This window comes from Paenibacillus woosongensis (assembly GCF_009725165.1).
In the GTDB taxonomy this organism is placed as follows: Bacteria; Bacillota; Bacilli; order Paenibacillales; family Paenibacillaceae; genus Fontibacillus; species Fontibacillus woosongensis.
In genome coordinates this window covers 14,069-26,844 of the sequence record NZ_WNZW01000009.1, presented here as the reverse complement: position 1 = coordinate 26,844, position 12,776 = coordinate 14,069, and the positions used below count along the sequence as shown (strand labels likewise).

Here is a 12,776-nt window from a genome sequence, read left to right as displayed (position 1 = left end):
TTTCTGCAATGATTGGAGATACTATTATTTTTTCGGGAGACTGTCATACGCCCTGTCTATTTTATTGATGGCTTCGGCAACGGCTGTATCCAAGTTGCGTCCGCCAATCGTCACTTCTTCAATCATCTTGTTTACCGCTTCGGACATTTGCGGAAAGATCGGCGTAATCGGACGAGGTCTGCCGAATTTCTGGTTCTGTACAACAAAGATATTCATAGGATATTCATTGAGCTCAGGGACCTCATTAGCTACAGAATAGCGGGCCGGAATATCTTTTGTGATGGAGGTGTAGGTTTTTGCTCCTTCAGCACCGGTCACCCAGTTCACAAACTGCCAAGCAGCATCGGCATTTTTACTCTTCGACGAAATAGCCAGCGACCAGCTTCCATTGGCGACTGCCTGCTGGGTCTCTTTCGGAAGCGGCGCGATGTCATAATCTTCACCCAATTTGAAGTTCGGGAATTTATCAGCTAAATTGCCTAGTGACCAGGAACCGTCAACCGTTATCGCCAGCTGGCCGTTCGGGAACGCATCTGGCGGGTATTCCAGGGAAGACACTTTATGTTCATTATACAGGTCGGAGAAGAATTGCAGCGCTTTTTTGGTCTCCGGTTTATCCAGATAGCCTTTGGAGGTTGTTCCGTCCGGGCTCATAATCTCCCCTCCAAACTGCCAAATAATCGGATATTTAAAGTATGCTGTTCCGCCTGCATTACCGAAGCCTTGCGCCGGATCAATGCCGTACACGCCTTTGGCCGGGTCGTTTAGCTTCTTGGCTGCATCCAGCACCTGATCCCAAGTCCAAGGCTCTTCCGGGTTCTTGGAAGGGAGAGGAATTCCCTTCGCTTCAAACATTTTTTTATTATAGAAAAGAGCAATGGAGGATTCGGTGAGCGGAGCCATGTAAATTTCATTATTATAGGTGTACGTGGCAATGGTCGATTCCGGAATATCCTCCAGGTTACCGTCCTTCTTGAAATATGCGGTCAGCGGCTGCAATGCACCAGCCTGGGCGTAAGAAGCCATATTCGGGCCATCGATAGCCATAATATCAGGCGGGTTGCCCGAAGCAATGGCTGTTCTCACCTTGGTATCGTAATCAGCAAACGGAATCGGACTCATCTCAACCTTGATATTGGGATGCGCTTCATTAAACGAGGCCACCAGTTTGTCATAGGCTGAATTCTCGGCGTCATTGCCCGAGTTCCTCCAGAACGTGATAGACACCTTCTCTTCTTTGGGTGCTACTGACGATCCCGCCTGTGGCTGTGCATGATCCCCTTTGCTTCCACATCCTGCGAGTAATCCAATTGCCAACATCACGCTTAGTACCACTTTACTCTTGCTAATCAATAATGCCCTCCCCTTTCATCTGTTGCTATCGCTTATAACTGAATACTATCAGACATGCCCGGTAATAAAATTCATTATCCTCTGCACTAAACTTTCAAAATGTTCGGTATTTCGATCTAAAACAACTATAATTGAAGAAACATATCTACTGCAGGAGGTCAAGTCTTTGAAAAGAATTGTGATCAATATGGAGAGGTTATTGCCGATATTAACAGGCGTTTGTCGCAAATAGCTCCACATTAGGAGGGAATGTGTTTTGATTAGGATCATATCATCCATCATTTCTTCATTCATTCTATCTCTTGTGTTCACTATGATTAGCCATACGAATGAGGACAATGTCTTATCTTACAGCTTTACAAGTAAGTTATTAAACGGGTTTGTCCTTTTGTTCGCCATATATTTATTTATTGCTGTTCCTATATCCATATTTATCGATATGAGAATTAAGAAGTATGGGAAACTCGCACATCTCTTGCTGTATTGTCTCGGAGGATTCATTCTTGGCGGACTGTTTCTATTGATCAATCCTACATCTAATCCCATGGCCGGCTTCCGTTTAACTTTACTTTTTGCACTGGGTGGCGGGTTGTTTTCTGTAGTATTGAATGTCTTTCGGCTGTTTGTGAGAAGGTGAGGTTTGGGGGATGTTAGTATTCGTTAAGGTGGTCCCGTCTTCATGCAAAAAGAAGCTTAGTTTGAAGGTGATGATACGTTAACTAGGGTTTCGATATAAGCCGCTCTTTGAGCGGTTTTTTTGCTGTTATGGGGCAAAGAGCAGCGGAGCGAGCCATAAGCATTTGCTGGGTAAATGTTTGAATTAATAAATATGATGGAATTTACCGATTTACATAATAAAGGAATACAAGGGTGATTAACCCTGTCAGGAGGCTGTTAATGGGAATAGCATTAAAAATTGTAGGCCTGGATAACGAAGGGTGCTCCATTGAACTGGATGATGAATTATTGACATGCATTGAATATCTGCACCATACAAGCACAGTTCCATCAGCAAGGACTTATGATCCGGGATATACTCTTCTCATTTCAGGCAAGGTAATGCCAATGAAAGAATCAGGAACGGGGCAGGAGATTTTGGAGCTCAGTAAATGGGCCCATCTTCCTTACGAACCTGGTACAGATTATTATCGCAACGTTTATATTACATATGAGAAAGACGAGCAAGTCATACGGGAAATCAATTTCACCAATGCTTATGTTTTGGATTATGAAGAGGGCTATGACAATAAAGATAGTGTAGGAATGTTTAAACTGTCCTTGTCTCAGAAGAAAGATCAGCTTAGAAAAATTAATTTCGGGCAGCAAGAAGAAAGCGATACTGCGGTGAAAAATACCCCAAAACTTCCGACCACCCATAATCTCGTGATGAATTGGGAGAAGAAATCAATAGACGGCGGATCAGCGCCAACCAGAAAGGATATTCTACTGGCTTTATTTGCAAAGAAGTTAGACACCCTACCAGGCATAGACGAGCATAAAGACTATCGTGATGCAGTAATTAACAGATTTATGAGCGGAACACCAATTGCACAGGAACTATTTTTAAAATACGTCAAAAATAACTCTCTCTTAGAGCTAACAAATGAGGATGGATCATTTTATAGGGATTCCAAGGACACCGTATTTTTAAACATTGCAAAAGATTATACTAGGAAGGGAACTGGCGTTGTTTTTTTCCATGAGTATGGACATTATCTTGATGATGTAGCAGGTGATCTTTCCATTGATGCGATCTTTCGAAAATGTATTATGAATGATTTCCGAAGCGCCGTGGAATCTCGAGCGAATGCCATGTTTTTAAGGGAACTGAAGCGTGAACTCGTACCGGTTTTAGGACATATGAGATACAAATTGGAAGACATTATGAATCCTGATTATTGGAATGGAACCAAGGAAACTTGGATTGATTTTAAGAAGCTTTATGAGAATATTAGTGATGAACTCACTCCTCATGAATTGTCGGCAGTTTCAGATTTATATAGTGGGTTGAGTATAGTGAAGGTAGGTAAAGAGACACAACGAATCGTTGGAAATTGGGCGCACCCCGTGGAGTACTGGTCGGCTGATAAAGACAAGGTATTTGTAGAAGCATTTGCTCACTGTTACGAGGCGCAATTCAACTCTGTAAGGAGAGCTAACTTAAGAAAGTATTTTCCTACAGCCTATAAGCGATTCGAGGAATTGTTGGAGGAAGCTTATGCAAAATAAAAGGCGTATATATGGTGGAATATCCCTAACCCTAATTCTAATTCTGATTGCTTATATTATTTATATGCAATTTAATTATCAAGTACATACACAGCAGGAAGCCCAAGAACGCCAAAAAACGGAGCAGCTTCTGAGGTCGAAGGAGAAGCAAATTGAGTTTTACTTTAAAAAAGCTAACGAACTTATTTCGACAAATCAAAAACTTGAAATGAAAATAGATTCATTCGATGGAGGAGAAATTATGGAGTTAGATGACCAATTGGTGTCGGAAGTTTTAGACTCGAGAGAGTATAAAGAAATTATGGCGAAATATGAAGAGCATTATGGGATTTTGGATAAAGTTTTCATTCCGGAAAATGAAACATTAGGTGGTCTAAGATATAAAGTGAAGGAAAGTATCGCGGCAGGGTATGATTTATTACCTAAATACTATGGAATAACCAATGCATTGATGTGGATGGATACAAAGGAGTTTAAAGAATTGAACAAATTATTTAAGGAACACTTTGGCGATGTTATCCCCACTGAAGTAATTTACGGAACTTTCGAAGAATTGAATGATATTGTACATAAAAGTGTGAAGGAAGGGAAGAATCTCTTGCCTGAGTATTACGGGTATGGGAGGAATGGATAAACTATTGATGTACTAAAAGCTTGATGTACTACAAGCAGCGTAAAACATTGGAGAATGCTTATGCAAAATAAGAGGACGATATATGCTGGAGTAACCTTAATTCTATTTCTAGTCGCTTATATCATTTATATGCAAATTGATCATCGGGAACGATTGCAACAGGTAGCCAAAGAACGTCAAGATATGGAACAACTCCTGAGGTCGAAGGAAAAGCAAATTGAGTTTTATTTCCTTAAAGTTAATGGGCTTATTGAGGCAAATCAAAAACTTGGAATGAAAAGAGATTCATTGGATACAGCAGAAATTAGAATGCAAGATGACCAATTAGTGCGGGATGTTTTGGATTCGAAGGAGTACAAAGAGATTGTGGCGGAATATAGGAAATACTATGGTGTTATCGATAAATACAGTATCCCGGAAAACGAAGCTTTAGGCGGTTTAAGATATAAAATGAAGGAAAGCATTGCTGAAGGTTATGATTTATTGCCAAGGTATTATGGAATAACCAATGTATTGATGTGTTTGCATACCAAAGAGTTCGAGGAAATCAACGCCATAATGAAGGGGAGATTTGGCGAAAGCATACCCACCGAACAGATTGGTGGAACTATGGAGCAACTGATAGATATCGTGAATAAAAGTGTGGAGGAAGGGAAGAATCTCCTGCCCGAGTATTACGGGTATGGTAGGAACCAGGATGCTTATTATTGATGTTCCTGTTATTTCTCAAAAGGAAGCTTCTTGTCTTTGAGCTCCGCATTCATTCGCTTTGCTTCCTCAATATTATTAGCAGGTGAAGTGATAGTGATCTTTTTATCCCTATCATGATTGGATTCGGTTAGTTGCTGATAAAGATCCTGGTCTGTAATTTCTATAGAGAAATGCAGGCTTTGATAATCAAAAAAGATCTGGCCAAGATAAGATCTTGTTGATTCGTGGTAGCTGATTAATCCTGATCCAGGAGAAAAGGTTACATGTTCAAGCTTAATTACATCTCCAATGACTAGAGAGCCGATGAAACTGTGTTCTTTGGTGTTATACTCGCCATTCATGGATACCTCTACCGTTTGATTTATCTCGTCCCCATACATAAATGCTGTAATGTCGATATTTATCACTTGCTTAGGATTGGTACAACTGACGAGGACAAGAGATAGAAGAACTAGCATATAAGTTTTGAGTAGAAAACTAGTTTTCATTTAAATTCGCCCCCCTTTTTAAAAAATTATCTGAACAATTCCGAATACCTCTATGCTAAGGTTTATCTCCTTCACTCCATGTTTGGACTATAATATATATAACTTGATAAATAAACGCTATGTTACAAGATATATTTATTAAATTCAACTTTCACCTGGAGGAACAGAAATGTCATTACCGACTGAATTAGCATCTATTTTTCGTGTGAAGCAAAAATCTTACAAGATGGTACTCGTACTCTCTATGATTGGCATTTGGCGTGAAACCCAGCAAAGGTTTATATCGTTAGATTCCATTGCGGAACGGTTTTTAAGCTACTGCAGAGATCGGGAAGGTAATAATCTAGTAGTGGATATTCCACCGAATAGCATGGCTTCTCGTTGGTCAGAGGTGAGTGCTACGCAAGTGAAGGCGATATTAGATACCCCGGTTGAGGCTCTTAGGAGTATTCTAGCTAAAAACGACAGGAATGAGCTAACATTCACCTATGCGATATGGGACGGAGGAGAGGAAGTTCTGACTGAACTCGAAAGATATGCGAACCGGGAATTAGAGTCCTATTATACTCAGCTTCAGTCTAACTCGTTCTCTCTAAAGGAACACCTGAGCCAGATATTACTTACATATAGAACGGCTAAGCAGGAACCGTTTGCGAATCATCCCCTGGGGACTGCATTTCGAAGAACGATTCCCGAAGGAATGAGGCAATACCCGTTCATCTCCGATCATATTCGGGTTCAAGGTTCTGTAGGTCAAGGAAATTGGGCTACCGTTCCCTGGATTGCATTGATGGATACACGTCTTACGGGATCAACTCAATATGGCGAATATTTAGTTTATCTTTTTGCAGAGGATATGAGCTCTGTTTATTTAACCTTTAATCAAGGTGTGACTAAACCTATTCGTGATCATGGGAGAAGGGCAGGTTACACATACCTTGAAAATAAAGTCGACCAAATCAGAAAACAGTTGCCTTTGGTTGGCTTTACAAAGGACGACCGAATTGAGCTAACCACTAGCGGGCTAGGACGTGATTACCAGGTATCTACCGTTGCCTACGTCCGATATGATAGCAATAACCTTCCCGAAAATGAACAGCTTGTAGCTGATTTGCAACGGATGATGGAGGATTATCAGATCTATGTACGAAGTCAATTGCAGACGGCGCATGAAGAGGTAGATGATCAAATCGAGGATGAGGAGTCGGAAGAAGTGGAGACACTGTCCGTAACAGAACGGCTGTCACAGATACGCTCGTTTATTCAGAATAGAGGATTCTCGTATCCAGATGGATTAATAGAGAATTTTTATCTGTCCATAAAGACAAAGCCGTTTGTCATTCTAGCGGGGATATCAGGCACTGGAAAGACAAAATTAGTTAAACTATTTGCTGAGGCGATGGGGGCAACCGTGCAAAATGGACAGTTCGCGCTTATCCCAGTTAGACCTGACTGGAGCGATCCCTCAGACTTATTAGGATATAAGGATTTATCAGGAACTTTTCGCCCTGGGCGATTAACGGAAGTGCTATATGAAGCTTCTAAGCCGGAAAACCGCTCGAAACCCTACTTTATTTGCTTAGATGAAATGAATTTAGCCAGGGTAGAGCATTATTTCAGCGATCTACTCAGTGTATTGGAAACCCAGGAATGGCGAGATGGTGAAATTGCGACGGCTCCATTAATTTCAGCTGCTTCTCTATCTTCGGAGGAGGATCAGCAGAAGTACGGGGACCTATCGATTCCTGATAACGTGTATTTCATGGGTACAGTCAATATGGACGAGACAACCCATCCTTTTAGTAAAAAAGTTCTCGACCGAGCCAATACCATTGAATTTAACTATATCAATTTATTGCAGCTTCCAGATGAAGTGGTGGAAGGAACGATAACAGAAGCCGTTGCTCCGAATTCCTTTTTAAGAAGTGATTTCCTTCAGCTTGTCGACGCAATGGAAGAGAACAGGGAACTCATTTCAGAAACGACACAAAGTTTAGCTCAATTGAATGGAATCTTAGAAGGCATACACGCCCATGTAGGGTTTCGAGTTCGTGACTCCGTAAGCTTCTATATGATATACAATCGCCGTGACAACTTAATGTCGGCTGATGAGGCGTTCGATCTTCAGCTACTTCAGAAAATATTACCTCGAATCCAAGGGAGTAGTTCAGCAGTTCGACGCGTTCTCTTGGAGTTGTTGAAGGTGTGTTTAGATCGACCTCTTGCCATCAACGAACTAATGGAGGACTTATCCCCGGTATATAATGAGGCGGAGTTTCTCAATGCACAGTCGCAGATCAAATATCCGCAAAGTGCCCGCAAGATTGTGTTCATGTTACGGAGGTTAGAAGAGGATGGATTCACTTCATACTGGTTATCGTAATGGGACGGTAGAGTTACTACGGATCGAGACCAATCTATTTAATTTATATATTCAGGGCAAGCCGTTTCACCCCACGGTAGAGGCATTACAGTTACACCGGGATGAGGAGGGTGCCCTGGTAAATGCCCACTGTCGTATAGATAAATACTCCTCCAATTTAGAAATTAGCTCCATATCGGTCTTCTCGCCAGAGGAGAACGGTTTGCAGGAATGGGAAGAGGGCCAAGCATGCGCCCCTCTTTTCTTTGAGACGCAGGCTTATGAAATTGTAGTCGAGAAAAAGCAAGATGTGGCTATTCAGTTTTATCATGAGAATAGGTACTTAAGAGAGGCGGTAAAGCCTCTTGGGAAAAATATATTATCCGGTATTTTGAACTTCCAGAACGAGGTTGGATTTACGGAATTAGAGCTTCGTTTACATGGACAAACGCTCATGCAATTACAGTTAGAAATTTTTCCGACGAAGATGGATTATAAAAAGGACTATGAAACGATACTGAGCGATGTGAACCAACAAATTTATAATCTGTCGTTTGATTTTTTGCGGAAAACCTATCATTTGACGGGGCTAAAGGATACCACCCAGCAAAGTATGACAGAGTTTTTTGCAATCTTAAGACATATGTTTCAGCATCTGGTTCAGGCCGTGGAGCGCATCAAGAATGCACCTCACATTAAGACGAGCATAGTGAATCAGAAAGTATCTTCTGGTAAGGCAAGACATGCTGGGAAAGGTAATTTAGCTTACCTCTCTAGACACCCTGAGCTGTTTGTTAAGGATCATAAGAACGGAATTATTCATATTAATGGCCAAAAAATGTACCCTACTCATGTATTGGAGTCTAAGAAGTATATGGACTTCGATACAGGGGAGAATCGCTTTGTTCGGTGGGTTTTATTACGGATTTCAAAGAAATTACAAGCTCTTCGTATTCGGTTAAAGTCCGTAGAACGTACTTCCGATCCCAAAATATTAAGAAATGTAGATCTTATGGAATCACAGCTGCAAAGGCTGCTACGATACGATTTTCTGGCAGTTGGTGAGATGACGCACATGTCAGTATCCCTTGTTCTACAGATGGCACCCGGGTACAGAGAGGTATACCGTTGTTATCTCATGCTGATGAAGGGGCTCTCGGTTCAAGGAGATCTCATTCGTTTGTCGTTGAAGGATTTAGCTCAGTTGTATGAGTACTGGTGTTTCCTGAAAATCCACGATTTATTAAGTCGCAAATATGAACTCATCAAACAAGACATCGTCAAGGTGAATCGTTCAGGGATTTTTGTGAAGCTCGACAAAACTCAGAAGTCGAAAATCATGTATCGGAATCCACAGAATGGTGAAGTATTTACACTTTACTATAATTCACTACCAAGGGGAGAGCAGACCCCTACGGTGGGCCAGATGCCGGATAATGTGCTGACCTTGAAAAAAAGCGATTCTTCGTTTGAATATAAATATATTTTTGATGCGAAGTATCGCTTAAATCCAGCTTATGAGGGGACTCCTTACCGGAAGGCGTACACTAATCCTGGACCTGAGGAATCAGATATTAATACGATGCATAGGTATCGGGATGCCATTGTATATGGGGATGGACAACAAGAATTGGAACGTAGCATGTTTGGGGCCTATGTTCTATTCCCCTATGACAATGAAGAGCAGTTTCGCGGTCATAAATTCTATAAAAGTATTGAGCTCGTCAACGTGGGGGCATTCCCATTCCTACCTAATGCTACTAGCCTGATGGAGAAGTTCCTGGACGAAATCATTATGGATAGTCCTGAGAAGGCTTATGAGAGGTCTACTCGTCCTCGTGGGACGAAAGAATACTATTCCAACAAGCTTGAGGGCAAGAATGTTCTTGTTGGTTCGTTGCGAGAGCCCTCCCAACTGGATGTGGCTTTGTCAGAACGTTTTTACCATATCCCGCTTAAAAATATCTTCGATCACAAGCTCCTCACCCAAATCGAATATATTGCCATGTGCCAGTCCCGTAGGAAGTTTCAGGAGCCAGCAAATACGGGCATCCATTGGTTCGGCCGGATTCAGGATTGGAAGGTCGTTCGAAGAGGTGAGATTACAGAACGGCCAGCCCGCCCCGGCACGGAAGAGGAGCTATATGTTAAATTTACGATTGAACGCTGGGAACGGCGGGACAATCCCATTGCCTTAGGTGGACAGGGCATCTATACCTGTCTGTACACGAGCAAATACATATTTGATCGTGCCCATGAAATTGCAGAACTAAAGCTAGAGAATGACGAGGATCTGCGAAAATGGCGCGAAGCCCGAAGAGTCGGTAAGGTCAAAGTGGAGTTAGATCATACAGATGTGGATTTGGCGGGGTCTGTGGTGGGGATTCGGGTGGAGGAGTAGGGCGGGTTGAGTTTAAAATTCTAGGAAAGTTGAGATCCGGATGAAAGATCTAGTTTTTAAACATTACCATAACAAAGTAAGGGCCCATGCATTGGTTCATAAACATATCAAGAAACATTATTATTTTCTCAATACTATGGCGATACTCTGCCCTGCAATAATACTAACCTGTATTTATATTTTTATATTTAAAGAAGGTAGTGGGTTATGGTTATTTATTTCGTCTATAGCCTCAATAGCTGCATTTTTATATTCAGGTTTTAGCTTTTCCAACGCTGCCAAAAAAGTCATTAGAAAGAGATATAAAATAAGTATTGGGAAGGGAACTTGGAGAACAGAGAAATTTAAGGAGCTCCAATCGAGTAAACTCGCCGACTTTCTCCATAATAAAGATTTAAAAACGAGATGGAAAATAGAAAAATTAATTGAGTTATATAAAAATGATAGAGAGAAGTCCAAATTACCTCCATTAATTGCATCTAGTCTATTCCTAGCCGTGTTGACTCCTAATCTAACTCAATTCCTATTTTATATTTACAAAGATAAGGAACTGATGCAACCATATGAGGTACTAGAGCTATTTCTTGGAAGCACGCTCCTCTCTATGGTGGTAATTGCAGTTTTTACGATATATAAAAGAACCAAGGATAATATAGTTAATGATATTTTTCAAAACAAAAATAACATTAGGGAAGGGCTCATTCAACAACTAGAAGATTTACTTTTACGTATGCCGGATGAAGTAGAGAAAGAACAGGCGAAAGATCACCTAAAAGAGGATACAGAGTACAAAGTATTACGCCGTAAAAAGATGAACTAGAGTTTCATGCATTTTTCACTGGTTGTCACTTGTTTAAATTGTCACGAAAAAGAGAGCAGTGTATCTGCTCTTTTTCATGGGAATAGAAATGTCGAATTAGTATTCGCTTTTTTGAAGACTCTTTAATTGGCTTCATTTTTAAAATATGCATATAGTATATGCCCCAGACGTTTGTAAATGGGAGATAGATGTAATATATAGAAGAAAAAATCTCAAACTGGAATTTTATTATTTTAAATGAGATATGTTGATAAATAAGCAAGTTACAGAGGGAAATTTACTTTTTTGTCGAATTACTTTATGTATCTAAAACTTTGATCCGGGTGATTAATTTGATTGATATTAAACTTAGAAAAGATTTATTTGAAGAGATTAGCAGGGAGAGAGCTAGACAAGATTTAAAGCATCCGTATCCAGAAGGATTTCCTAAAGATCTACGAATGGAGATACTTGTTGAAGAAATCGGTGAAGTCTCAAAGGCAAAAATTGAGGGTGACCAGGCGCAGTTAAGAGATGAACTTATACAAGTTGCTGCTACTGCTTTGCGTTGGATTGAGTGCTTAGATCATGAAAAAGTTATTAAGTAACTTTAGTCGAATATGGAGTGAATAACATTGATCGTTGATCTTAAGAATCGGGTAACTACAGAATTGAGGAGCTATAACAATTATATAAAGTCAAGTGATAGTTTGCTTTATATAAGTAAGCTAAATGTTAAGGAGGACAATGCGTGTAGTCTAGAATTCACTGTTGGAGATGTTTACTCAACAGGAAATCAACAATGGACGGATTTCCCTGAAGAAGGAATTCTCTTAAAATGTAATGAATCAGTTATTATAGAAACTAATGAAGAGATTGGCGTACCATTCAATATGTTCGGACTGGTGACTGGGGTTGGTAGGAATATCCAAAAGGGGCTTTTTGTTTCGACAGGTAAAATAGATCCCGGTTTTAGAGCACGATTAAAAATTGGAATATTGAATACGAATAAAAAGAAGCAAATTTTGAAGAAGGGGGATCTACTTTGTACTTGTTTTTTCGTACAGTTAGAATCTTGTATAGATGCCCCGTTCAAAGAATATAGTTCATCTAAATCAAGTCTTCCATACATAAGTAATTATAGAAACAAATTCTTAGTCTTTATAAAAACCTATTGGGATAGAATATTGACAATTAGTCTTGCTTTAGCAGCATTACTTTGGAATATAATTAAATAAGGAGAACGATATGCTTATTGTTGGAGATAATTTAAAACAGCTAATAAATCAATACAATATTGTTGAAAGTGAAAATGCTTTTGATAACTTTTCAATAACCTTACAGTTAAGTGACAAAATAATGTTGCTCTCACCATCTAACCCTGACATAGCTGATATTCCAACTCTTTATTACGGGGAAGAAATTCCAAGGGAGTACCTACAAGAAAAAAAAATAAACAGTACTGGAATTACACTACCACCAAAAAGTTGTATACTAGCTTGCTCCCATGAGAATATAGTTATGCCTGCTGGATATTTTGGACTTTTACAGACAAAGGGTTCACTCGCTAGATTATTCGTAAGCTTGACGTGTACAGATGGACAGGTAGAACCAGGCTATAAGGGAAAGATTACATTTGAAGTGTGTAACCATTCCCTGTTTAATATTAATATTAAACCAAAGCAAAAGGTAGGTCAGCTATTTATCTTTAAAACATCGACAAAAGATGTTAAGTTATACAATGGTAAATATCAAGATGCGCAAGGGCCTACTTTTCAGAAACCAGAATAAGGAGAATA

11 protein-coding genes are annotated in these 12,776 nt (G+C 40.1%); 9 read left to right on the top strand and 2 right to left on the bottom strand.

Annotated elements, in window-relative coordinates; genetic code table 11:
* Positions 1–24: 24 nt before the first annotated feature.
* Positions 25–1,320 carry an ABC transporter substrate-binding protein gene (locus GNP95_RS18655; RefSeq protein WP_230873912.1) on the bottom strand — a complete coding sequence of 432 codons (1,296 nt, stop codon included), beginning with the start codon at positions 1,318–1,320 and terminating at the stop codon, positions 25–27.
* Between the two features lie 930 nt (positions 1,321–2,250).
* On the opposite strand from GNP95_RS18655, the gene GNP95_RS18650 reads away from it, so the two are divergent.
* From GNP95_RS18650 to GNP95_RS18640, 3 genes are read left to right on the top strand one after another with little or no spacing between them, the layout of a single operon-like run.
* Positions 2,251–3,582 (top strand): hypothetical protein, encoded by a 1,332-nt coding sequence (locus tag GNP95_RS18650; RefSeq protein ID WP_125081466.1) that lies wholly within the window; start codon positions 2,251–2,253, stop codon positions 3,580–3,582.
* A complete protein-coding gene (locus GNP95_RS18645) occupies positions 3,572–4,216 on the top strand; it encodes a hypothetical protein (protein WP_125081465.1) in 645 nt (214 codons plus the stop codon). Before GNP95_RS18650 ends, GNP95_RS18645 begins: the two co-directional genes overlap by 11 nt.
* Positions 4,217–4,276: 60 nt before the next feature.
* Complete coding sequence (locus GNP95_RS18640; RefSeq protein ID WP_196427246.1) at positions 4,277–4,927, top strand: hypothetical protein; 651 nt, start codon at positions 4,277–4,279, stop codon at positions 4,925–4,927.
* 8 nt (positions 4,928–4,935) lie between these two features.
* Here the strand turns inward: GNP95_RS18640 and GNP95_RS18635 are convergent, their stop codons facing one another.
* On the bottom strand, positions 4,936–5,415 hold the full coding sequence (locus GNP95_RS18635) for a hypothetical protein (RefSeq protein ID WP_155612369.1): 480 nt from the start codon (positions 5,413–5,415) through the stop codon (positions 4,936–4,938).
* A gap of 169 nt (positions 5,416–5,584) precedes the next feature.
* On the opposite strand from GNP95_RS18635, the gene GNP95_RS18630 reads away from it, so the two are divergent.
* The 6 genes from GNP95_RS18630 to GNP95_RS18605 all read left to right on the top strand — a co-directional run bounded on the left by GNP95_RS18630 (position 5,585) and on the right by GNP95_RS18605 (position 12,768).
* Positions 5,585–7,798 carry an MrcB family domain-containing protein gene (locus tag GNP95_RS18630; protein WP_155612368.1) on the top strand — a complete coding sequence of 738 codons (2,214 nt, stop codon included), beginning with the start codon at positions 5,585–5,587 and terminating at the stop codon, positions 7,796–7,798.
* Positions 7,770–10,178 carry a restriction endonuclease-like protein gene (locus tag GNP95_RS18625; RefSeq protein WP_155612367.1) on the top strand — a complete coding sequence of 803 codons (2,409 nt, stop codon included), beginning with the start codon at positions 7,770–7,772 and terminating at the stop codon, positions 10,176–10,178. The genes GNP95_RS18630 and GNP95_RS18625 overlap by 29 nt, the downstream gene beginning before the upstream one ends.
* A gap of 40 nt (positions 10,179–10,218) precedes the next feature.
* Positions 10,219–10,998, top strand: coding sequence for a hypothetical protein (locus GNP95_RS18620; protein WP_155612366.1), 780 nt, complete (start codon positions 10,219–10,221; stop codon positions 10,996–10,998).
* A gap of 332 nt (positions 10,999–11,330) precedes the next feature.
* Complete coding sequence (locus GNP95_RS18615; protein WP_155612365.1) at positions 11,331–11,585, top strand: nucleoside triphosphate pyrophosphohydrolase family protein; 255 nt, start codon at positions 11,331–11,333, stop codon at positions 11,583–11,585.
* A gap of 27 nt (positions 11,586–11,612) precedes the next feature.
* The gene (locus GNP95_RS18610) at positions 11,613–12,215 is read left to right on the top strand and encodes a dCTP deaminase domain-containing protein (protein ID WP_155612364.1); all 603 of its coding nucleotides are present in this window, start codon (positions 11,613–11,615) and stop codon (positions 12,213–12,215) included.
* Positions 12,216–12,225: 10 nt separating this feature from the next.
* Positions 12,226–12,768: a dCTP deaminase gene (locus GNP95_RS18605; protein WP_155612363.1), complete on the top strand. Its 543-nt coding sequence runs from the start codon at positions 12,226–12,228 to the stop codon at positions 12,766–12,768.
* Positions 12,769–12,776: the final 8 nt, after the last annotated feature.